Annotated in this window: 19 protein-coding genes; all 19 read right to left on the reverse strand. The window is 47.6% G+C overall.

Going from position 1 to position 22,306, the window contains the following annotated elements; all coding sequences use genetic code 11:
- Positions 1 to 11: 11 nt before the first annotated feature.
- The 19 genes from asnB to KQY15_RS01760 all read right to left on the reverse strand — a co-directional run bounded on the left by asnB (position 12) and on the right by KQY15_RS01760 (position 22,300).
- The gene (asnB, locus tag KQY15_RS01670) at positions 12 to 1,946 is read right to left on the reverse strand and encodes an asparagine synthase (glutamine-hydrolyzing) (RefSeq protein WP_217666654.1); all 1,935 of its coding nucleotides are present in this window, start codon (positions 1,944 to 1,946) and stop codon (positions 12 to 14) included.
- Between the two features lie 20 nt (positions 1,947 to 1,966).
- The gene (locus KQY15_RS01675; RefSeq protein WP_217666655.1) at positions 1,967 to 2,917 is read right to left on the reverse strand and encodes a glycosyltransferase family 2 protein; all 951 of its coding nucleotides are present in this window, start codon (positions 2,915 to 2,917) and stop codon (positions 1,967 to 1,969) included.
- Entirely contained in the window at positions 2,904 to 4,424 is a 1,521-nt protein-coding gene (locus KQY15_RS01680; RefSeq protein WP_217666656.1) for a lipopolysaccharide biosynthesis protein, read from the reverse strand. The genes KQY15_RS01675 and KQY15_RS01680 overlap by 14 nt, the downstream gene beginning before the upstream one ends.
- A 5-nt stretch (positions 4,425 to 4,429) precedes the next feature.
- On the reverse strand, positions 4,430 to 5,014 hold the full coding sequence (locus KQY15_RS01685) for an acyltransferase (protein ID WP_217666657.1): 585 nt from the start codon (positions 5,012 to 5,014) through the stop codon (positions 4,430 to 4,432).
- Complete coding sequence (locus KQY15_RS01690) at positions 4,998 to 6,095, reverse strand: DegT/DnrJ/EryC1/StrS family aminotransferase (RefSeq protein WP_217666658.1); 1,098 nt, start codon at positions 6,093 to 6,095, stop codon at positions 4,998 to 5,000. Before KQY15_RS01690 ends, KQY15_RS01685 begins: the two co-directional genes overlap by 17 nt.
- Complete coding sequence (gene rfbA, locus KQY15_RS01695; protein WP_217666659.1) at positions 6,092 to 6,961, reverse strand: glucose-1-phosphate thymidylyltransferase RfbA; 870 nt, start codon at positions 6,959 to 6,961, stop codon at positions 6,092 to 6,094. Before rfbA ends, KQY15_RS01690 begins: the two co-directional genes overlap by 4 nt.
- Before the next feature lie 4 nt (positions 6,962 to 6,965).
- A complete protein-coding gene (gene rfbB, locus KQY15_RS01700; protein WP_254795385.1) occupies positions 6,966 to 8,030 on the reverse strand; it encodes a dTDP-glucose 4,6-dehydratase in 1,065 nt (354 codons plus the stop codon).
- A complete protein-coding gene (locus KQY15_RS01705) occupies positions 8,030 to 8,998 on the reverse strand; it encodes a Wzz/FepE/Etk N-terminal domain-containing protein (protein ID WP_217666660.1) in 969 nt (322 codons plus the stop codon). Before KQY15_RS01705 ends, rfbB begins: the two co-directional genes overlap by 1 nt.
- 15 nt (positions 8,999 to 9,013) lie before the next feature.
- Positions 9,014 to 11,746 (reverse strand): SLBB domain-containing protein, encoded by a 2,733-nt coding sequence (locus KQY15_RS01710; protein WP_308160215.1) that lies wholly within the window; start codon positions 11,744 to 11,746, stop codon positions 9,014 to 9,016.
- A 233-nt stretch (positions 11,747 to 11,979) separates the two neighbouring features.
- Complete coding sequence (rfbD, locus tag KQY15_RS01715) at positions 11,980 to 12,870, reverse strand: dTDP-4-dehydrorhamnose reductase (protein ID WP_217666661.1); 891 nt, start codon at positions 12,868 to 12,870, stop codon at positions 11,980 to 11,982.
- Positions 12,863 to 13,438 (reverse strand): dTDP-4-dehydrorhamnose 3,5-epimerase, encoded by a 576-nt coding sequence (gene rfbC, locus KQY15_RS01720; RefSeq protein WP_217666662.1) that lies wholly within the window; start codon positions 13,436 to 13,438, stop codon positions 12,863 to 12,865. Before rfbC ends, rfbD begins: the two co-directional genes overlap by 8 nt.
- Positions 13,439 to 13,555: 117 nt before the next feature.
- Positions 13,556 to 14,833: a Vi polysaccharide biosynthesis UDP-N-acetylglucosamine C-6 dehydrogenase TviB gene (gene tviB, locus KQY15_RS01725; RefSeq protein ID WP_217666663.1), complete on the reverse strand. Its 1,278-nt coding sequence runs from the start codon at positions 14,831 to 14,833 to the stop codon at positions 13,556 to 13,558.
- A gap of 16 nt (positions 14,834 to 14,849) precedes the next feature.
- Complete coding sequence (locus KQY15_RS01730; protein WP_217666664.1) at positions 14,850 to 15,881, reverse strand: SDR family oxidoreductase; 1,032 nt, start codon at positions 15,879 to 15,881, stop codon at positions 14,850 to 14,852.
- A gap of 104 nt (positions 15,882 to 15,985) precedes the next feature.
- Positions 15,986 to 17,128: a non-hydrolyzing UDP-N-acetylglucosamine 2-epimerase gene (wecB, locus tag KQY15_RS01735; protein WP_217666665.1), complete on the reverse strand. Its 1,143-nt coding sequence runs from the start codon at positions 17,126 to 17,128 to the stop codon at positions 15,986 to 15,988.
- Between the two features lie 27 nt (positions 17,129 to 17,155).
- Complete coding sequence (locus KQY15_RS01740; protein WP_217666666.1) at positions 17,156 to 18,019, reverse strand: MlaA family lipoprotein; 864 nt, start codon at positions 18,017 to 18,019, stop codon at positions 17,156 to 17,158.
- Position 18,020: 1 nt separating this feature from the next.
- On the reverse strand, positions 18,021 to 19,226 hold the full coding sequence (gene ccmI, locus KQY15_RS01745; RefSeq protein WP_217666667.1) for a c-type cytochrome biogenesis protein CcmI: 1,206 nt from the start codon (positions 19,224 to 19,226) through the stop codon (positions 18,021 to 18,023).
- The gene (locus KQY15_RS01750) at positions 19,223 to 19,744 is read right to left on the reverse strand and encodes a cytochrome c-type biogenesis protein (RefSeq protein ID WP_254795386.1); all 522 of its coding nucleotides are present in this window, start codon (positions 19,742 to 19,744) and stop codon (positions 19,223 to 19,225) included. The genes ccmI and KQY15_RS01750 overlap by 4 nt, the downstream gene beginning before the upstream one ends.
- Entirely contained in the window at positions 19,741 to 20,328 is a 588-nt protein-coding gene (locus tag KQY15_RS01755; RefSeq protein WP_217666668.1) for a DsbE family thiol:disulfide interchange protein, read from the reverse strand. Before KQY15_RS01755 ends, KQY15_RS01750 begins: the two co-directional genes overlap by 4 nt.
- A complete protein-coding gene (locus tag KQY15_RS01760) occupies positions 20,321 to 22,300 on the reverse strand; it encodes a heme lyase CcmF/NrfE family subunit (RefSeq protein ID WP_217666669.1) in 1,980 nt (659 codons plus the stop codon). The genes KQY15_RS01755 and KQY15_RS01760 overlap by 8 nt, the downstream gene beginning before the upstream one ends.
- Between the last annotated feature and the right edge of the window lie 6 nt (positions 22,301 to 22,306).

Genomic DNA, 22,306 nt, shown 5'->3' on the forward strand with positions numbered 1-22,306 from the left:
CAACATCCCGACTATTGCTGCTCAAGCCAACTTTGAAAGGTCAACAGATTCCAAAGTAAATACTGCCAATCCCGAGCCCCTGATAAATGCTCACGCCAATACTTTCGTACCAGTTTCACATTGAATAAACCTTGTTGTTTCAGCCTGCTTTCGTCTAACAGTGCCTCAGCCCAGCTTTTTAAAGGCCCCCTTAACCAATGGTCAATAGGGACACCGAACCCTTTTTTAGGTCTATCCAGTAGTCCTCTGGGTACATGTTTATATAAAATTTGCTTTAATGCCCATTTGCCCTGGCCGTCTCTCACTTTGTGACGTAATGGCATTTGTAGTGCAAGCTCAATAAATCGATGGTCTAGCATGGGCACCCGGGTTTCCAGCGATGTGGCCATCGCTGCCCTGTCCACTTTTACCAGCACATCATCTGGCAAATAGCTTTGACTGTCAGCCAGCATCATCCAGTTAAACTGCTCATCTACATTGGATATATGGTGCGGATGACTTAGCAAATTTTCCGGTTCGGTTACATTTTTAAGAAGTAGGGCCGGGTGCTTGGAATTAGACACAACATGCCGGTATATACCGGAAAAATTACTCAGTTCTGCCAGCTCAGCAACTCTGGCAAACGAGTGAGATAAGGTACCTTTTGTCTGCAAGCCAACAGCATGGTCCAGATCCTGCCAGATATCAGCATGAAATAGCGGCTGGCATTTCTTCAGCAAACTAAACGTTGGTGTGGGTACCGCTGATAATTTTCGGGCAAATTTTGTCGCCCGGAAATAGCGGCTATAGCCGCCAAATAATTCGTCACCGCCATCGCCTGACAGTGCCACGGTAACGTGTTTTTTGGCCTCTTTGGCAATCAGGTAAGTAGGAATTTGTGAGCTGTCGCCGAGTGGCTCATCATACATGTGAGCTAACGACGGCACTACGTTTAAGGCATCTTGCTCATCGACATAGACTTCAGTGTGGTCGGTGCCTAAATGGGTGGCAACGGCTTTAGCATGCTCCGCTTCGTTATACTCAGGTACATGAAAACCAACGGTAAACGTTTTTACTGGTTTGGAGGACTGCGCCTGCATTAACGCTGCGATTAGCGATGAATCGGTGCCACCAGATAAAAAGGCACCCAGCGGCACATCGGCCAGCATTTGTTCTCTGACCGACAGTTTAAGTTGTGCTTCAAGTGCCGCCACGGCTTCCTGGTCAGAACCTTCGAACAAGTTGCTGCTGGTACGCTGAGCAGCATCAGGAAATGACCAGTAGGTGTTTATTTCAATTGTATGACATGTATCCTTACCGCTTAATGTCAGTATGCAACCTGGTGGCAGCTTCTGAATATGCTGATAAACGGTATGAGGCGCCGGAATATATTTATACCTCAGCATTAAGGCAACTGACGGCATACTAATTCGGTTGTCAAATGCCGGATGCTGCTTAAGTGCTTTAAGTTCAGAGCCGAATAAAAATACCCCGTTACAAAAACCATAATATAAGGGTTTTTCACCTGCCCGATCACGGGCTAAAGTCAGGCGCTGTTGCTCAGTATCCCATAACGCAAAAGCAAACATTCCGGCACAGCGCTGCAGGGTTTGCTCAATACCCCAGCACCTTATCCCTTCTAATAAGGTTTCGGTATCAGAATGGCCACGCCATTGGCTACCAAATTGCTGTTCCAGTTCACGCCTTAGTGTCAGGTGATTATATATTTCGCCGTTAAAAGCAATAACGTAACGCTGTTCGACTGAAGCCATAGGTTGATGGCCAGCTTCGGATAAATCCAGAATAGCCAGACGGCGGTGCACCAAACCAATTGTGTTATCCGCTGAAGTATAAATACCCTGATCGTCAGGCCCCCGATGCACGATACTATCGCCCATAGCCTGCAGTAAATCAGGCCGTACCGCTAACGTCTGTTGTTCAGCCAGAATACCGGCAAATCCGCACATTAACTATTATCCTTTACCGGCTATATCTTGCCGGAATAACCTTTTAGAAAGGCTTTCTGTTTCGAAGTATTCCGGCTGTTGTTAAACACTGTCCATAGTAATTTAAGGTCAGAAAACCTTGGTAAAGCTCTGCAGCGGAGGAAAAGTTTAAAAAAGCGCCATTTCAGTGGATAGCGTAAATAACTGCGCACAAATAATTCGAACAGTGTTTGTGCTGCAAATTCGCGATTAAGCGGTATCCCCTGACTAAGCATGTGTTCGATAAAATCGAGTTTGGCCAACCCCACATACATATTACCTTTTTGACGGGTAAGTGTTTTATCTTGTTTAAAAAACCGATACACGCCATAAGGCTCGTCAATGTAGGCTGCATAGCCGCCGTCTTGTACAAAGGTTAACGTTATATAATAATCAATTGTCGGCTTATCGTAACCAGTTAGCTTCTTGGCTGCCCGGCGATACATGCTACCCGAATGACAACCCGTCATACTGTAAAATTTTGCCAGATCTTTCAGGTAAAACTTGTCCAGGCCAGTACTTTGCTTCAAAGGTACCAGCGGCATACCTACTGCAGTCTGCCCTTTTTCATTCAAAATCACCATGCGGTGCCAAACTATCCGGCAGTCATCATTCTCTTCTAAAAAGTCTTTCAAAACCTGCAATTTACCGGGCAACGCATAGTCATCGCCATCCAGATGACTTACAAATTCGCCCTGAGCCTGGTTGTGCACTGAAAAATAGTTATTGATGGGGCCGACATTTTTATCGTGTAAAACCAGCTTCAGCTGGGTTGGGTATTGTTGCTGCAGCTGAAGCAACACATCACGGGTACCATCGGTTGAGGCATCATCACCAACAATGACTTCGAAATCACAATTTACCTGTTGTTGTAAAATACTCTCAACACATTTTTGTATATAGTTCACCTGGTTATAAGTCACTATACACACGCTAATTTTAGGTACGCTCATAAAAACCACTTATTTTGTTCAATAACAATGCTCTTGGCTCGGTTTTAGCCAGGAGGAAAATAACGATAAGTATTAACCAGCTGAAACCTGCCAGCAGAAAAATAGTTGCCCTGCCGGCAACATCCAGCAACCTTTCGGGTAAGTCGAAAGCATAAAACAGCAATACCAAAGCTGCACAGAGAGCCATGCGGGGCAATATTGTATTACGAACTACCCCAGAATAAACAGCTTTATCGTGCTGCGCCAGCAGTAGCGGCTGAGCAATGATAAAATACGCTATATTAATAATTAACCAGGTAAACGCAGCACCCATTGCAGAAAAATAATAAAACGTAATGGGATAGGCAATCAGCAACGTTACCAGCATTACCAGGCTACAGTAGTTACGCAACCTTATTTTACCTGACGCATAGTCGATAATAAATGAACAGGAATTTACTGCCAGCGTTGCGGTCGCCATGCTATACACAAGAAACACGTTGAAAGTGCGTTCTGCAAACCCCGGCTCACCATACCAGGCGGTTAACAGGCTGAAACCAAAAACATAGACAATGAGCACGGTACACAGTGCAATAACCGCCATAAAATCGAACAAGCCTTTGACAATGGAAATTGCAGCATCGTGATTGCCAGTTGCCAGCAGTGTTGTCACTCGCGGTTGCATCACCTGCACAAGAGGCGCGGTAATCAGGGTAATCATGCCAGCAGCCATTACAGCAACATGAAAATAGCCATAATCAGCCAGACTGAGGAAAGTTGACGCAAAAAACTTATCTGCCTGTGAAATCAGCAGCCACAAAATGGTAGCGCCACCTGCCGCCAGGGTAAATCTGATTGGTGCCTTAAAAGAAGCATCCGATACTGCTATAAATTTCATGTTTGCAACAGGTGGAATAATTTTACGTTTGCGAAACACCAAAACTGTCAGTTCGAACAATTGCACCGCAAACTGATGATAAAAATAAATTTCAACATCAATTTCCCAATACAGAATTAACGGTACAACTGCGACAAAACGTAATGTTGCAACAACTGTCGTAAATTTAGCCAGCCATATAATGTCTTCATAGCCGAAAATGACTGAACGAAAATAAATTGCCAGCCAACGCAGAAAAATAATGCCCGCTGTAACCTGCAACAGGTAAGTAACCACTTCGATATCCAGCATGTTGACATCCAGCCACTGCGTCGCCAGAAATGATGCTGCAAAAAAAATCGCTGCCGCGATTATCACACCAGCAAACAGGAATACTTTTAAAACAATACTAAGAAATGAATGAAAAAAGAGACTATCTGTCGCCTGGGCCCTGTATCTGCTGGTTTCCCGCGACAATGAGGCTGAGAAACCGACATCCAGCAATGACATTAACATTTGCAATGTCAACATAAAGGCAATCAGGCCATACACTTCTGCGCCAAAATGCTTAATGTACACCGGAATAATCACAATGCCGGCAAAAGCGATATACAGCTGACTAAACCAGTTCCAGCTAGCCCTTCTGAACATTGGCATTATTTACCTTTGTTAGCTGAAATGGCAGAAACAAGATAGTCCTGCTCTAAATTCAGTAAGTCGCGACTTCGGGCTTTAACAAAGCGTGCAGGGGTTCCGGCGTAAATACCAAATGGCTGACAGGTTTTGGTAACAAGGCTTAAAGCGCCAACTGCAACACCTTCATGTAAGGTCACACCTGGCAGAACAACGCTGCCACAACCGACAATAACGTGCTTCTCAAACGTTACAGCAGCATGCAACACATTTTTATACTCGTCAGGTACACAGGGATTAGTCATCGTTTCACCTGAGTAGTCGTCAGATGAGCTGTAAACAGATACCCGGGATGATAAATTGGCAAAGTCACCTATCGTAATAGCTCCCGCGCCTATCAGACTGGTATAGACCGCGATATGAATATGATTGCCTAATGAAATACCACCGGCTCCGGCTGACAATACAACAAAATCGTCAATCCGGACGTTGTCTCCAATGCTGATATTAGCGGCATTATATATACTCGCCTTGTCAGAAATCCGGACATTCTGCCCTACCGCTTTAAAGCCTATAGTCCGGAGTTGTTGTTCAGTCAGCAGTGCCATACACGGCCTTTTTAACAGCATTAGTCACTGTTGAAACCTGCTCTGCGGACAAATCATAGTAAAGCGGTAAGCACAAAGTACGTGTTGCCAGAGATTCAGATAGCGGGCAGCTATCGGTAGCGTTTGCACTGTATTGCGCTAATGTATTAAGTGAAGGAGAAAAATAGCGCCGGGCGGTGATCTTTTGCTGCGCCAGGTGCTCCAAAACCTTGCTGCACTGCGCAGCGTCAGCAAAAGTCACTGGTATGTAAGCACCGTTGGTATTTGCCTGCCCGTGCCACTGCGGCATGGCTGCAACCTCATTTAACTGTTGCTGATATTGTTCAAACAGAGCAACACGATGCTGCATGATAGCATCTATATTGTCCAGCACGGCCAATCCCATTGCAGCGTGCATTTCACTGAGCTTGGTGTTAATGCCATTGTCAACAATACCGCCGGTACTGGTATCAATACCAAAATTTGTCATTAACACAGCGCGTTCATAATCATCGCTGTTTTTAAAAATTACAGCTCCACCTTCAACACTGTGAAAAACCTTGGTGGCATGAAAACTCAAGGTCGAGGCATCTCCAAAATTTAATACACTTTGCTGACCAATTTTAATACCAAAAGCATGAGCCGCATCGTAAATAACTTTCAGATTATGCTGTTTGCCCAACGCAGCAAAGGCATCAACATCACAAGGGTTACCGTAAACATGTACTGGTACAATAGCCGACGTGTTGGCCGAGATTAATTTAGCTGCGGCTTGCGGGCAAAGGTTGTAGCTCTTCGGATTAATATCAGCGAATCGGGGGGTAATACCTTCCCAGGCTAAGCTGCTGCTACTGGCAATAAACGTAAATGGCGTTGTTACCGCCTCACCCTCAAGACTGAAAACCTTATAGGCTAATTGCATAGCGAGCGTGCCATTGGCAACAGGTAATAGGTTTTTGACGCCAAGGTAGTCTTCAAGTCGTACCTTGAGCTCCTGCACCATAGGGCCATTATTGGTTAGCCATGCTTTGGCATACACCTTCTCAAGATATCTGGTGTATTTTTCAAAAGCGGGCAGAAAAGGTTTATTTACCGGGATCATGTTGTTTTCACCAACTCTGACAGATACTGACCATACGTATTTTTTGCCATAGAAGCGGCAATCCGCGAAATATCTTCCGTATTCAGCCAGCCATTGAGAAAGGCAATTTCCTCGAGCACAGCAACTTTAAAACCCTGCCGATGCTCTATCGTCTGAACAAAGGATGACGCTTCCAGTAAGCTGTCATAAGTCCCGGTATCTAACCAGGCAAAACCACGCCCCAGCATTTCCACCTGCAACATACCACGTTTAAGATACTCGCGATTTACACAGGTTATTTCCAGTTCACCACGATCTGACGGCGCAATATTTTTGGCAATACTAATCACATCATTATCATAAAAGTATAAACCGGTAACGGCATACTTTGACTTTGGCTTAACAGGCTTTTCTTCTATCGATATCGCTTTGCGATTTTCGTCAAACTCCACTACACCAAATCTCTCTGGATCCCGCACCTGATAACCAAACACCGTTGCGCCCGTTGTCCTGGCAGCAGCCTGCTTTAACTTAGGGCTGAAGTTCTGACCATAGAATATGTTGTCACCCAGCACTAAACAAACACTGTCATTACCAATAAACTGTTCGCCAATAATAAAGGCCTGTGCCAGTCCATCCGGGCTATGTTGAATGGCATAACTGAGGCTAATGCCAAAATCACTGCCATCGCCAAGCAGCCGTTGAAACGCGGCCTGATCTTCAGGTGTAGTAATAACTAAAATGTCGCGAATGCCAGCAAGCATAAGCACCGATAGCGGATAATAGATCATCGGTTTGTCATATACCGGCAGCAGTTGTTTAGAAACACCGCGGGTTATCGGATATAACCGGGTGCCTGAGCCACCAGCAAGGATAATGCCTTTCATGTAATCAGCTCCCCTGCCCTAACCGCTGCATCGCGTAACTGCCATCCAGCACTGCCTGCCACCAGCTTTTATTGGCCAGAAACCACTGCACGGTTTTTCGTAAACCGCTTTCAAAACTCTCTTGTGGCTTCCAGCCCAGTTCCTGTTCAATTTTGCCGGCATCTATCGCATAGCGCAAATCGTGGCCTGGCCGGTCTGCAACATAGGTAATTAAGTCCTGGTACCGGGCAACGCCGGCAGGCTTGTCCGGAGCTAACTCTTCCAGTAAAGCACATAAAGTTTGTACAACTTCAATGTTCTGTTTTTCATTGTGGCCGCCAATATTGTAGGTTTCGCCTACCTTGCCTTCAGTAACCACCTTATATAGCGCCCGGGCATGGTCTTCCACAAACAGCCAGTCGCGAATTTGATTACCTTTGCCGTATACCGGCAGTGGTTTACCTGCTAAAGCGTTCAGAATAATTAGCGGGATTAATTTTTCGGGGAAATGGTAAGGCCCGTAGTTATTTGAACAGTTAGTTATGATAACTGGTAAACCATAGGTGCGATGCCAGGCCCTTACCAGATGGTCAGAGCTGGCCTTACTGGCTGAGTATGGGCTACTTGGAGCATAAGGCGTTGTTTCGGTGAATAAATCATCAGTGCCATCCAAATCGCCAAATACTTCATCTGTTGAAATATGATGAAAAAGAAAAGCCGCTTTACGCTGGGGATCTAAACCGTTCCAGTAACTGCGCGCCACTTCCAGCAGGGTGTAAGTACCAACGATATTGGTTTCGATAAATGCCGCCGGACCATCGATGGAGCGATCGACATGGCTTTCAGCAGCCAGGTGCATCACTAAATCGGGTTGGTGTTGAATAAAAACGCGCTCAAGCTCGCTGCGATTACAAATATCCACCTGTTCAAAGTGATAACGCGGATTATCTGCCACTGCCGATAATGAATTGAGATTACCCGCATAAGTAAGCTTGTCGACATTAACCACGCTAGCCTGGCAATGGCCGATAATGTAGCGCACAGTCGCTGAACCAATAAAGCCAGCACCACCAGTAAGAAGTATCTTCATTATTCTTTACTTAACACCAAACGAATTAAAACAATACCAACGCCTAAAATACCCGCCAGCGCGGCTGAACCTATCACCATTAAAGCCCGGGCTGGCTTTAGTTTTAATTCAGGAACAACCGGCGGGTCTATCGTCTCAAATACATATTCAGGTTTAACGTTAGTCAGCATTAATGTTTTTGTTTGTTCTTCAATCAGCTGATAAAGAACAGTTTGAATTTCACTTATTTTAGTCTGGGCAATTTGCTGTTCAAGATAAGCGATACCTGACTGCGCTTCATTAATGTCTGCCTGACGCATTTCATTATTAATAGCAGCGACCAATGCAGTTACCCAATCACGCGCAATCACAGGCGATACATGGTCAAACATAATTTTGATCATGCCACTTTCTTTATCCTGATTAACCGTAAGATTATCCAGAAATGTTTCATGCGCCTCTAACAGGCTGGGCTTCGCCTGGCGGGGGTGTCGCACTTGTCTTACCCACTTATCGGCAGCCTCGTCATAAATATCGCTGTCCAATATCAATTTGTTAGTATCTGGATCCCAGGATTTGGCAGCCATTAACGGTACCAACACATCATATTGTTGGGCAAAGTTGAAGAAAAATTCCCGCGACTTTAACTTTTGCAGCGCGATTGAGGTTTTATTGCTGTCTTTACTACCAAGATTTATGCCGGCAAGAGAAGCGATACCACCAAACTGACCGGCCAAACTTGATAATTTTCCGCCTGCTGCTTCCGTTACCGGTGAAACTAACGTTTCAGAACGATAAATGTTTGGTAGCGTCAGGCTGTAAAATGCTGTTAAAACCGCCACCAGAAACGATACCCCAGCCAACCAGAACTTAGCCCGCCAAATGGCTGCAAATAGCTCTTTGAGACCAATTTCATCATGATGATTTGTATTGGCATGCTGATTAGCGACATTGTGTTCAGCTATTACTTGTACTTGCTCTGTACTCATTTCTAATCCGTAGTTTTAAAAGCTGTTTAACGCCGCCAGTGCAATCGCAGACTGATAGAATATCTGGGTAATTTGTCCCCAAAGTGTCAGACTATCTTTATATTCTGTGTCCAGTGGCACGACTATAGTATCACCTGGTAACAAATTGGTTTTATTGCGTCCAAACCAACCACCGGATTCAGGCAATGCAACTGAACCGTCGGCTCGCACAATAAATACCCGGTCATTGTCGGCACGTTTGCGTAAGCCGCCCGCTAAATCTAAGTAATTACGCACGCTTGCCGAACCATCAAACCGATGTGTGCCCGCATACTGTACTTCACCAACAATGGTTATTGCCCGATTTTGTCTTGGTACAAATAACATGTCTTTATCTTCAACCGGCATATCATACTGTGGGTTTTGCGCGACTATTTGTTCAAGATTAATAACCAGACGGCCGACCGGTTCTATTTTTCCCAATTCACGTAGCAGGAACATAGAGTCTTGCGGGGTAGCCTGTGTTTGCTCGGTTGATAAGGCCCGGGTTGCTACATCAGACTTCAATTGCTCCAGCAACTTTTCCATTTGAGCCGTTTCTTTTTTCCTGATTTGCTCGCGGGTAAATACAGCGCCAAAAGCAAATGCATTATCAGTTAAGCCCCCCGCACGCTGAATCACATCTGACAAACGCTCGCCCTGGCGAACTTTATACACACCGGGAAACCGCACTTCGCCGGAAAGGGTAACTTCACGGTCTGTTTTCCATTCCGGTGTAGCAAAAATATTTAAACGATCGCGGCTTTGTAGTGCAACATCGGCTGCATTACCTGAAAATATTGCTGCTAAATCAATGGTTTCATGAGAAATACGAACACCGTTTAGCTGATCATTAATTCCACTGGTGCGGCTAAGCTCGGCCCGGTTGAAATAGGCAGAATCATTTAAACCACCGGCAGCCGCAACTAAATCTGTTACCGTAGCGTCCACAGTAAGCGGATACTCTCCCGGCACTTTTACATCACCGCCAACGGTAACTATTTTAAGGTTGTTATTGGCCCGGGCCTGCTGTCGCAACTTTTGCAGTATCGGATAAAGTAATTCTTTACGGCTAAAATGCGAACTTAATGCCAGCGCTTTAGGATCTGTGTATATCCGCTCCAGCACATCAGACAGGGTTGCCTGTAACAAAGCCTGCTGTTCAAGCTCAGTCATAAATAATAACTGGGTATCCTTTTGAGCTTCGGTAACAACCACTTCAGGTGCTTCAGGGTCAACAGGTTTCTGGATCTCGGTAAACGCTGTACTGGCCAAATCACCTATCAGCCAGCGTTGCTCTGGTGGCCACTCTAACTGCTCCAGAATAGTGTCACGCATATATTGGTTAAGTTTTTCGCGCTGATAAAATTGATCAACATGATGAAACACAACCAGGGTATCGCGCGGCTTAAGCTGAACATTGTCCGCGCCCGAAGGATTTTCCAGGGCGTTAACCAGATCAAACTGAATAACTTCAATATCACCGGCACTGTTTATCTGGCGCACTATTAAAGCGTAATGCAAATCGGCACTAAGGAGTAAATCAGACCAAAGTGAACGAATAATATCTGTTACCCGATAACCGTCATGCCAGGCATAGAAGCCCGGACGCGCCACCGCGCCAGCCAGAACTAATTGATTTTCTACCCGCAGCGAACTTGCGGCAATTCGCAAGACATCACCCGCTTTAGCATCAATTGCGTTGTCTGCTTGTTTAGTCAGGTCAACGTTAATAAAGTCGCGCAGACGCTGCTCATTATAACGTTCAAGTACTGCAGCACTTATGTAACCGTTTGCTTTAGCCCCGCCAGCCATTGCCAGCAGATCGCCCAGGGTTTCACCACGCTTTACTTCATAAATGGCCGGTCGCTTTACTTCACCGCGCACTTCAGCGAGTGCTTTTACCGGCGCAATGAATAATACGTCGCCATGTTTCAGATGCACATCGTTGCGACTGTCTCCACGCAGCAATAAATCATATAAGTCAAAGCGGGCTACTGTTTCACCGGCACGCTTTACTTCAATTTCACGCAGGCTGCCAATGTCGGAAACGCCACCGGCTACAAATAAGGCCTGAGTTACCGTTGTTAAAGCTGATACTGCGTATACCCCAGGGTATTTCGCTTCACCAGCGACAAAAATATTAATCGTACGAAGCTGCCCCATACTCACTGCAGCATTTAAGCCAATATTGGCACTGCGGATCCGCTCAACTATAAGTTCACTGGCAGTGCTGAAACTCAAACCCGCCACATTAACCGGACCAATATCGGGTAGCATAATATTGCCGTCACGTGATACATCAAGGGTATAGCTGTCGCTTTGTTTACCAAATAACTGTAATAGCAGCTGGTCATCAGCACCAAGCACATAACTCTCGGGTACGGGCTGATTGCTGACAGGAGCAAAAGTACTGATTTCAGCGTCAAATAACTTCAGGCCAAAACGCTCGGGCTCTTTTTTTTCGCCTTTCTGCTCGGGTTGTTGTTCCTCAGATCTTCGGTTAGGTTGCTGGAGTTTTTCAACATCCTGAGGTTTTTCGTTGACACTTCTGTTGCTGGTTGAGCCGGGTAGCTCGTAGCCATATTGACGGGCCAGCCGTTCCTGCTCTGAACGTGGCAGTTTCTTTAACTGTTCCAACATGGCTGGTGACGGCGTAACCGCAGCCACGTTGCCCGTTGTAAGCGCCAGCATTAAACACATCAAAAGTGTTTTAGTTACTTTATACACCCGTAAAACTCCCGTTAAAGCCTTTTTTATCGTTAAAACACTGTGATGCACTAATGAAAAAACGTTGTGCCCGACAGCGAATTCCGTGTTTTCAGCCCATACCAGCTGTAATCAGGCGGCAAATACTAACAGAATTTCTGGTTTAAGACAGTTACTCTGTTCCTTTTCTTTTACGCCGCCACAATATTCTGCTAACCCCAAAAAACAGTATCGTGGGTACCCGACCAATATCACTATTTAACCTCAGCAATATTACGCAGACAAGCTGCTACACTTTGCTGCCATGGAGGCAAACAAACCCCTGAGTGTTGAAGCAGTTGTTTGCTGCACAAAGCGCTGAATACCGGCCGCTTTGCTATTGCAGGCCATTGTTTGCTTTGTACAGCACTAACGGTCAGATTGCTGTCAGTTAATATCGCAACTTCCTGCGCCAATTGATACCAGCTTGCCTGGCCCTGACCAGCACAGTGCAACAATACAGGGTTGGCAAAACGCTCAGCAAAACCCGCCGCAGTAATCAGCTTCAGGCAAAGTGCAGCAAGCTCGCGGGCATAGGTAGGGCTGCCTATTTGGTCATTGACCACTTGCAAAGGTTTGCCCTGGCGAATTTGATTAACAATACTGCGAACAAAATTATGGCCAAATTCGCTATATAACCAGCTGGTCCGCAATATCAATCCGGCAGGAGCAATTTCAAGCATTGCCCGCTCACCGGCCAGCTTGCTGCTACCATATTGATTAAGGGGAGCCGGCTTGTCGGTCTCCATATATGGTTGGGTTTGCCCACCATTAAACACATAGTCAGTACTAAAGTGCAGCAGCGCCGCTCCATTGGCTTTTGCGTACAGGCTGAGCTCAGTGACTAACTGCTGGTTTAACCGCCACGCCTGCGCTGATTCTTGTTCAGCTTTGTCGACTGCAGTATAAGCACAGGCATTAATAATAACAGTTGGTGCATACCGCTGCAGGCAATGCTGAAGTGCTATGCTATCAGTAACATCCAGTATCGGCCGGGAGATAAAATGAAAGATCTCACGGGTTGGTTGCGCAAGCATTGCCACTTCAGCTTTTAAGGCTTGTCCAAGCTGGCCTGAAGCACCCAGAATCAGTACCCTGTTAGCCATCAGCGTGATCTTCGAACGTAAAATGCCGCGGAAGTTCGCTCAATACTGGTTGTTGCTGGTCTTTCTTAGATAGTAACAATTGCTCTTTAGGTAGTAACCAATCAATAGCCAGAACCGGGTCAGCATAATTTAAACCACAATCGGCCGCCGGGTGATAATAGTTATCGACTTTGTATTGCAGTAACGCCTGTGCAGTTAGTGTCAGATAACCATGCGCAAAACCACGGGGGATAAAAAGCTGCTGCGGTTTGTCAGCAGAGAGCTTGGTGGCCAGATGCTGTCCAAATGTGGGGCTGCCATGACGAATATCTACAATAATATCCAACACTGTGCCCTGTATTACTCTAACCAGTTTACTTTGGGCAAATGGCGGCCTCTGATAGTGCAAGCCGCGCAGCACCCCAAACGCAGACAGAGCCTCGTTGTCCTGAACAAACCCTGCAGCAAAACCAACGGCGGCATTTAGCTCTTCTTGCTGATAGGTTTCTGCAAAATAGCCACGCTCGTCATGGTGATGTTTAATTTCCAGCAGTAAAGCACCCGCCAAGGCCAATTTATTTACTTTCATTCAATGATAACCTGCAAGCTGATACTCAGGCGATAACACATTAACCTGACTTATCTTACCAAATAAAAAAGGAGCAGAGAGATTTAAAACCATTCTGCTCCTTCTTTTAATGCATGCTTACAGCCTTAAGTCTGCGTCACCTGCCGGTAGCAAATATTTAAGGTCATAAATAATGTGTTCTGGCTTCGCAAGAGCCTTGATACCACTGGTGCCCATATCACGAAACTGTTTATGAGCAACCGCCAGGATAATGGCATCGTAACTGCCATTGGCCGGATGTTTAACCGGTGTAATACCGTATTCGTGTTCGGCCTCTTTAGCATCGACCCAGGGATCGTACACGTCTGCTGTAACGCCGTATTCTTTCAGCTCACTGACAATATCAATCACTTTAGTATTACGGATATCCGGGCAGTTTTCTTTAAAGGTCAGGCCCATTAACAGCACTTTGGCACCGGCGACATGAATGCGCTTTTTCACCATGGCTTTAACCAGTTCGCTGACCACATAACGGCCCATACTGTCGTTAATCCGCCGCCCGGCCAGAATAACTTCAGGGTGGTAACCAATTGATTGCGCTTTATGGGTTAAATAGTAAGGATCAACACCGATACAATGTCCGCCCACTAAACCTGGCCGAAACGGTAGGAAGTTCCACTTGGTTCCGGCTGCCAGCAACACTTCTTCAGTATCAATGCCCAGTTTATTAAAGATAACTGCCAGTTCATTTATTAACGCAATATTTAAATCACGCTGGGTGTTTTCAATCACTTTGGCGGCTTCCGCTACCCGGATACTGCTGGCCTGATAGGTGCCTGCGGTAATAATACTGGCATACAAGGCATCAACTGTGGCGGCAATAGCAGGTGTTGAGCCCGACGTAACTTTTTTAATGGTGGTAACCCGGTGCTCTTTGTCACCCGGATTAATCCGCTCCGGGCTGTAGCCGGCATAGAAATCGACGTTGTATTTCAGGCCGCTCACCCGCTCAATCACCGGAATACAATCTTCTTCAGTAGCGCCGGGGTATACCGTCGATTCGTATATAACAATGTCGCCCGGCGTAATCACCTTGCCAAGAGTTTCAGAGGCTTTAATTAATGGGGTTAAATCAGGCCGGCGATGCTCATCTATTGGTGTGGGTACAGTTACAATATAAATATTGGCGGCTTTTAAATCATCAAGCTGATGACTGAACTGCAGTTTAGCTGCGCTGGCAAGCTCCTCACTGCTGACTTCCAGTGTATGGTCAGTGCCGCTTTTTAACTCACTTACCCGGGCCTGGTTTATATCAAAGCCCAGGGTCTGGTAGTGCTTACCAAACTCGACTGCCAATGGCAGGCCAACGTAACCTAAGCCAATAATGGCCAGTTTTGCATCTGTTAAAGCTGTCATATGTATCCTTTTGCCATTATTGGGCTGGCTGGGCAATATACCAGGGCATCGCTACTGCAATACCTTCGTTAATAGTGTGGCTGGGCAAATAGCCAAGCATCAGCCGCGCTTTACTGACATCAGCTTGTGAGTGCCGGACATCGCCCGGCCTGAAATCAGCATATTCGGGGCAATGCGGGTAAGCAATGCCATTGCTGGCTAGTGCTGTCTGAATAGCGCGAAATAATTCGTTCAGGGTAGTTCTGTCACCTACTGCCACATTAAACACTTCACTTTGCTCAATGTCTGCCAGCGCCGCACGCAAGTTAGCCTGCACTGCGTTATCGACAAAGCAGAAATCGCGACTGGTTTCGCCATCGCCGTTTATTACTACTTTATCTCCGGCAATCATCGCGGCGGTCCACTTAGGGATCACTGCAGCATAGGCGCCGTTCGGGTCCTGCCTTGGGCCAAATACATTAAAATAGCGCAGGCCGATACTGTGAAAACCATAGCTGCGGCTGAATACATCGGCGTAAAGCTCGTTAACATACTTGGTAATTGCGTAAGGGGATAATGGCTTGCCAATATTGGCTTCCACCTTAGGTAATGCCGGGTGGTCGCCATAAGTAGAACTAGACGCGGCATAAACAAAACGCTTAACACCTTCATCACGTGCTGCCACCAGCATATTTAAAAAACCGCTGATATTCACTTCATTAGTGGTTACAGGATCGGCCAGGGAACGTGGTACTGACCCCAGTGCTGCCTGATGCAGCACATAATCGGCACCTGTTACTGCCCGAGCGCAATGCTCAGGGTTACGAATATCACCCTCGATAAAATTAAAGCGCTGCCACTGCTCTGGACTTACCAGGTTCTTTACTTCATCTAAATTACGCTGATGGCCGGTGGCAAAATTATCCAGGCCGGTAACCTGCTGGTCCGCCGCAAGTAACGCCTGTAGCAGATTCGAGCCAATAAAACCGGCACAGCCGGTAATCAGCCAGCGCCGGCCGGGTGCAGCGCCATTATTCGTGGAATCAGCGATAATCTGACTAAAATCCATGTATTTATGTCCTTAATATAACACTAACATCTTGGCTGGTGTCTTGGTCCAAATGTTCACGGCGTGCAGCATAACATGGCCAATCAATCGATTTAAACATCTGTTTATTCCCTGTTACCTGCGCCAAGCTGCTGTTTAATCGCAGTGACAATACGCTCGCAGGCTTTACCATCGCCATAAGGGTTATGGGCAAAGCTCATGCTTTGATAGTATTCGCTGTCGGTTAATAGCCGGCTCACCTGCTCGACAATTTTTTGCCGGTCAGTACCGACCAGCTTCACCGTACCAGCACTTACTGCTTCTGGTCGTTCCGTGGTATCCCGCATAACCAGCACTGGTTTACCCAGCGATGGCGCCTCTTCCTGAATACCACCCGAATCAGTTAGTACCAGGGTGGCATTGCTCATTAAGTAAACAAATGGCAGATAATCCTGAGGCGGAATCAGATGCACATTTGATACATCGCTTAGTAACCGGTAAACCGGCTCGCGCACATTGGGGTTTAAATGCACCGGATAAACGATATCGCAGTCAGAAAACGCTTTGGCGATATCTGCCAGCGCAGCACAAATTTGTTCAAAGCCGCCGCCAAAACTTTCTCGACGATGGCCGGTAACCAGAATTAACCGCCGGCCATGCTGACCGAAGGGAAACTGCTTAGCAAAAGCACTGTTAAGTTTATCGTCCCGGCCTATTTTACTGACAACCTGCAACAAGGCATCAATAACGGTATTGCCGGTAACCACAATACTGGTGGCGGCAACGTTTTCGGCCAACAGATTAGCAGCTGATGTGTCGGTAGGGGCAAAATGCAAGCGGGTAATAGCACCGGTTAGTTTGCGGTTTGCTTCTTCCGGCCATGGGCTGTAAATATTACCGGTACGCAGCCCGGCCTCGACATGCCCGACGGCAATCTTTTCATAGTAGCAGGCTAGTGCCGCTGCAAAGGTTGTACTGGTATCACCGTGCACCAGTACGATATCAGGTTTAAAGTCGCGTAGCACCGGCTTAATTTTCAATAAAATGCTGGTGGTGACATCGTACAAGTCCTGGCCGGATTTCATTATGGCCAGATCGTACTCTGGCTCTATCTGGAATAAACTTAGCACCTGATCCAGCATTTCCCGATGCTGCCCGGTTACACACACCCGGCTGTCAATTTCGCTATCGTCTTTTAATAAGTTAACCAGCGGTGCCATTTTTATCGCTTCGGGGCGGGTTCCGAATACGCTGAGTACTTTAATCATAATAATCCTTAGACAACATCCTGTTGATCATTGAAACTCGTCCAGATAGTCCAGCAGCTCGTCATCCAGTTCTTCTTCTTCAGGCTGCGGTGGATTACCGTCGTATATTTTAAATTCCTGCCGCTGATAATACGACTCTTTGACAAAAGAATAAGGGTCAAGTGAGTCTTCCAGCATTTGCTCAACATTCATCAGCTGCTCGCGGCTGTCCAGCGCATCAATTGCAAACCGGGTTAGCGTTAAAGGGGTGTTAAGTAAGCCCAGAGGGAAGTATAAGCCATCAACAATACCTCCGGCGGTTCCGCGAACGGTTGTAGGCCCTCTGGCTGGGATCATCAGAAAGGCGCCATCGCCAACCCCCCAAACCGCTAAGGTCTGGTTAAAATCTTCTTCTGCCTCAGCCAGCCCTATTTTGGCCGCAACATCGAACAGCCCGAAAATACCAACGGTAGAGTTAACCAGAAAACGTCCGGCACTTACAGCGGCACGGCTGGGTTTGCCCTGCAGTAAACCATTGAGAAAGCTGGCGGGTTCTCCCAGGTTCTCAACGACGTTAATTAATCCGCGGCGGGCAGGTTTGGGCACAACGGTCATATAGCCAACGGTGGCTGGTCGCAACAGATATTTGTCGAGGATATCGTAGTTAAAATCCCATAACGGCCGGTTTATCCGCTCGAGTGGGTCGCGCGGATCGACATACGCCGGCGTGACTGGCGCTGCGGCTTCAGCCGCTTCCACATATTCGTTGTCGCCGGTCTGTTGCTCTGCAGGGGTGACAGTTTGCGCCAACGTTGACTCTGCGCCAGGCCTGCTGGCACAACCGGCAATGAACAAGGTAACGGTCAGGGTCAGCATTAGTGGTAAGCGATGCTTAAAAATATTCAAAGCCATGTCAGGGTTCCAGAGTCAGCGTAACGCTGATTTTTGCATCGTTAAAAGTAAGAATTTCCGATTCTACCTGCAGGTCGCCAGGCATTTGTTCCACCGTACCTGCTTGCGACATCCGCGCTACTACCACTACCTGCTCGGCCTGGTTCAGGTTCCAGTCTGGCTGCATCGCCATATTCTCATTCAGCAGTAATTCCACTTCACCACTCGGTAGTGGGATCCGCTGCACGGCCAGTGGTAACTTTGGCCCATCGACCGCGCGGGCAAATAAAAATAAACTGGCTTGCGGATTTTCAGCCGACAATTCAGGTGCGACTGTCAGCCGCACCCTGATTTGCCGGCCAATGCTGTCGGTATTGTCCACCCCCAGCTCACTAAGTTTACCTAATACCAGCGGGTAACGGGGATCTGTTGACTCAAGTTGCTCAGCCAGTAAGCTCCAGGCTTTTATTGCCTCTGCAGTATCGCCTTTTTCGTGAGCAATTAACGCCATCAGCGACATGGCATCCAGATTACCAGGCTCTGTTAATAAGATCCTGGCGACTGCCCGCCCTGCTCTGGCAAGGTTTTCATCGCCGCCTACCACTATTAATGCCTGGGCGAAATTAAGCAACAATGGGATCCGGTTCGGGCTTAGTTTAAGTGATTTTTCAAAAGCCTCTACGGCATCTTCCATTAACCCCTGCGACATCCAGATCCGGCCCAATAGCATCCAGGCAATAGCATCGTCGCCCTCCTCTGCCAGTTTAGTGCGCAGCGCCAGCGCAAATAAGCGGGTTTCGTGCTCGGAGAGCGGCTCGCCCTCTCCCAGCAAAGCGCGCTCACCGTAGCTTGCCAGTTCAGCTCTGGCTTGCTGCCAGTCGGCCAGCTCGCTGTAGTGACCGTTAAACCGGTATATTGCAGCCACGGCGACTATTACAAATATTATCAAGCCCAGATGCCAACCAAACTGCCGCTCTGGCTGACGGTAGCTGATGGCATCCTGCTGTTGCTGATTAAATTGCTGCTTTAACTCTGCAGCTGCACTGGCAAAATCCTGCTCGGCCAGCTCACCACTGTCACGCGCCAGCGCCAACAATTGCAAACGTTCTTCAAATAGTTGCAATGGCGTCTGATTATTGACAGCACTGGCTTTGCGGGGCCAGCTGATAACAATGATGGTTAAGGCCAGCATCATCAATGCGGCTAGCAACAACGGCCATAACATCATTTCTTACTCCGGTATTGTTCAATCAGTTTATCCAGCTCAGCGTCCAGTGTCGCTGCTTGCGCCGTGTCGGTAGACAGCTCGTCATGTTCTGCTGCCTGCTCAGCACCCTGTTGGCGGCGCCGGCGCAGCTGTATGCCGAGCAGCATAAGCAACATAAACAGCGGGGCCAGCCACAACAGCAGCGTGTAACGATTAACGGGCGGCTGATAATGGACAAAGTTACCATAACGGTTAATCATGTAATCCAACACCTGATCACGATTATCACCCTGCATAATCATGTCATAAGTTTTCTGGCGCATATCTACTGCCACCACCGCATTCGAGTCGGCAATATTTTGGTTCTGACATTGCGGACAACGTAATTCGGACGTCAGTTCAAGGTATAAACGGCGCTGAGTTTCATTATCAAACTGCAGTACTTCTTCTGTTGCCTGCAGTGGCAGGCTTAGCAGCAGTAAGGTCATTGCAGCATATAGCGTTTTCATGACAACGTTATTTTTAAAAAATTTGTTCATGACGAACCGCCGTCAAGTTGACGCCATTGCTGATAAAGCGGCGCCAGTTTATTGCGCCAAACCTGTGGGTTGATATCACCAATATGATGAGCACGCACAATACCTTCGCTATCGATAATAAAGGTTTCCGGCGCGCCACTTACGCCTAAATCCAGCGACAAACTGCGATCAGCATCCAGAATATTAAACTGGTAGGGGTTGCCGCGCTGTTGTAATTTGTTACTGACATCAGCTTGCAGTGCTGCTAGATCGAAGCTTTCGCCAAGCAGCGGATCAACCGGCAGCACATAATATAAGCCAATAATTTTAACGCCTTGCTCGCGCAGCTGTGTCATATAACTGAGTTCAGCGTTACAGGTCGGACACCAGGTGCCCCAGACATTCAGTAGAAACGTTTCGCCCTTTAATTGCTCTGGCTGCCAGCGCAGAGCCGGGTTCATTAAATCAGGCAGATTAAATGCCGGTAGCGGTTTATCGGTCGTGGCCGATTCCCGCTCCATTGGATTGGAAAAAAGGCCGCTTAGTAAAAACAGGGCTAACGCCAGAAACAGCACCAGCGGTACATAAAACAGCAACTTACGCATCAGTGGCCTCCATTTTGTTGGCCGCAGCCACTTTTGGGCCAGTACGCCGGTAGCGTTTATCGAGCAACGCCACCGCAGCACCCAATGCCATTAACAGGCCACCGAGCCAAATCCAGCGGACGAAGGGCTTAACATATAAGCGCAGTGCCCAGGCGTTGCCGGGTAAGGCTTCACCCAGCGAGACATATAAATCACGGCTAAGTCTGGCGTGCACGGCAGACTCAGTCATTACGGTACGCTGAATAGTATAAAAACGTTTTTCGGCATGCAGCTGGCTTATTAACCGGCCTTTCGTATTATGAACTGCTATTTCTGCCGCTTCGCCGCCATAATTGGCGCCTTCTAACGGATAAACATCAAGTAAGGTGAACTGATACCCCGCCAGGCTGATGCTGTCGTTTACCTGCATCCGCACGTCACGCTCAACACTGTAGGTTTTGGTCATTGCCACCCCAACCACTAATACCGCAAAACCAATGTGAGCGATGGTCATGCCGTAGTGGCTGGCATGCAGCTTAAAGGCGCCTTTGGTTACCGAGCCAAACTGGCTCAGCCGCTGATACAGCTCATACAATGCCGAAACGCCAACCCAGGCCCCCAGCAGCAAGCCCAGCAAGGCTAAATTCGCCTGCACGCTTTGCATGGCCGCCAGCGTACCCAGTGCCAGTACCAGGCTGGCAACAGCAATTAAACTTAAGGGGCCCAATAACGGTTTAACCGGCTGCTGTTTCCAGCGTACCCAGGGGCCCAGCCCCAGCAGCAGTGCAAACGGAATGGTCAGATAGTAAAACATCTGGTTAAAAAACGGCTCGCCAATTGAAATGGTGCCCAGCCCAAGTTCTTTGTGAAACAGCGGAAACAAAGTACCTAAAAAAACCACAAGGGTGGCGGTTAATAAAAACACATTGTTGCCCCATAACATCACTTCACGGGAAAACAACTGATAACGCGCCTGGCTGCGAACTGAATTCATCCGGCTGGCATACAGTGCCAGTGAGCCGCCGATAACCAGCAGCAGGAACACCAGTAAAAATATGCCGCGATCGGGATCAGCAGCAAAGGAATGCACAGAAACCAGTACTCCGGAGCGCACTAAAAACGCGCCAACCAGACTTAACGAAAATGCACCAAGCGCCAACAGCACCGTCCAGGACTTAAAGGTGCCGCGCTTTTCCGTTACCGCCAGACTATGGATCAGTGCGGTACCAACCAGCCACGGCAGGAATGATGCGTTCTCAACCGGATCCCAGAACCACCAGCCTCCCCAGCCCAGCTCGTGATATGCCCACCAGCTGCCAAACATAATACCCAGGGTTAAAAACAACCAGGCTGCCAATGTCCAGGGCCGCGCCCAGCGCGCCCAGGTACTGTCAAACTTACCACCAATTAGTGCAGCGATAGCAAATGCAAACGACACCGCAAAACCAACATAGCCCATGTAAAGTAGCGGCGGATGGATGATCATGCCAAAATCTTGCAGCAGCGGATTTAAATCCATGCCCTCGACCGGATAAAACGGTAAACTGCGGGCAAAGGGGTTAGACATAAACAGCGAAAAGGCAATAAAGCCAATATTAATCAGCCCCAGTACTCCCAGAATACGGCCCTGCATTAGCAGCGGTAAACCTTTGGAGAATATGGCCACCAGCGCGGTCCAGCCCGCCAGCATCAGGATCCATAACAACATTGAACCTTCATGCGAGCCAAAGCTGGCTGTTATCTGATAATACCAGGGTAAAATAGAGCTGGAGTTAGTTGCGACATTAATAACAGTGAAGTCACTGTTTAAAAACGCGTGCACCAGCGCCAGCTTGGCCAGCAAACAAAATATAAACAAGCCAATTGCCAGCGGTTTCGCTTGCAGCAAAGCACGTTGATTACCACTGAAACTGCCGTAGAGCGGCACTGCTGCCAGCAATACTGCTAAGACAAGCGCAAAGGTTAAAGCCAGCTGGCCATATTCAGCTATCATCACCCT

The organism is Arsukibacterium indicum, from assembly GCF_019100565.1.
Taxonomy (GTDB): domain Bacteria; phylum Pseudomonadota; class Gammaproteobacteria; order Enterobacterales; family Alteromonadaceae; genus Alishewanella; species Alishewanella indicum.

Coding starts and splice junctions, on each gene's coding strand:
- asnB (WP_217666654.1), bottom strand. CDS start 1,946: ATGTGCGGATTTGCCGGTATTCTGGCTGAACAACAGACGTTAGCGGTA.
- KQY15_RS01675 (WP_217666655.1), bottom strand. CDS start 2,917: ATGAGCGTACCTAAAATTAGCGTGTGTATAGTGACTTATAACCAGGTG.
- KQY15_RS01680 (WP_217666656.1), bottom strand. CDS start 4,424: ATGTTCAGAAGGGCTAGCTGGAACTGGTTTAGTCAGCTGTATATCGCT.
- KQY15_RS01685 (WP_217666657.1), bottom strand. CDS start 5,014: ATGGCACTGCTGACTGAACAACAACTCCGGACTATAGGCTTTAAAGCG.
- KQY15_RS01690 (WP_217666658.1), bottom strand. CDS start 6,095: ATGATCCCGGTAAATAAACCTTTTCTGCCCGCTTTTGAAAAATACACC.
- rfbA (WP_217666659.1), bottom strand. CDS start 6,961: ATGAAAGGCATTATCCTTGCTGGTGGCTCAGGCACCCGGTTATATCCG.
- rfbB (WP_254795385.1), bottom strand. CDS start 8,030: ATGAAGATACTTCTTACTGGTGGTGCTGGCTTTATTGGTTCAGCGACT.
- KQY15_RS01705 (WP_217666660.1), bottom strand. CDS start 8,998: ATGAGTACAGAGCAAGTACAAGTAATAGCTGAACACAATGTCGCTAAT.
- rfbD (WP_217666661.1), bottom strand. CDS start 12,870: ATGGCTAACAGGGTACTGATTCTGGGTGCTTCAGGCCAGCTTGGACAA.
- rfbC (WP_217666662.1), bottom strand. CDS start 13,438: ATGAAAGTAAATAAATTGGCCTTGGCGGGTGCTTTACTGCTGGAAATT.
- tviB (WP_217666663.1), bottom strand. CDS start 14,833: ATGACAGCTTTAACAGATGCAAAACTGGCCATTATTGGCTTAGGTTAC.
- KQY15_RS01730 (WP_217666664.1), bottom strand. CDS start 15,881: ATGGATTTTAGTCAGATTATCGCTGATTCCACGAATAATGGCGCTGCA.
- wecB (WP_217666665.1), bottom strand. CDS start 17,128: ATGATTAAAGTACTCAGCGTATTCGGAACCCGCCCCGAAGCGATAAAA.
- KQY15_RS01740 (WP_217666666.1), bottom strand. CDS start 18,019: ATGGCTTTGAATATTTTTAAGCATCGCTTACCACTAATGCTGACCCTG.
- ccmI (WP_217666667.1), bottom strand. CDS start 19,226: ATGATGTTATGGCCGTTGTTGCTAGCCGCATTGATGATGCTGGCCTTA.
- KQY15_RS01750 (WP_254795386.1), bottom strand. CDS start 19,744: ATGAACAAATTTTTTAAAAATAACGTTGTCATGAAAACGCTATATGCT.
- KQY15_RS01755 (WP_217666668.1), bottom strand. CDS start 20,328: ATGCGTAAGTTGCTGTTTTATGTACCGCTGGTGCTGTTTCTGGCGTTA.
- KQY15_RS01760 (WP_217666669.1), bottom strand. CDS start 22,300: ATGATAGCTGAATATGGCCAGCTGGCTTTAACCTTTGCGCTTGTCTTA.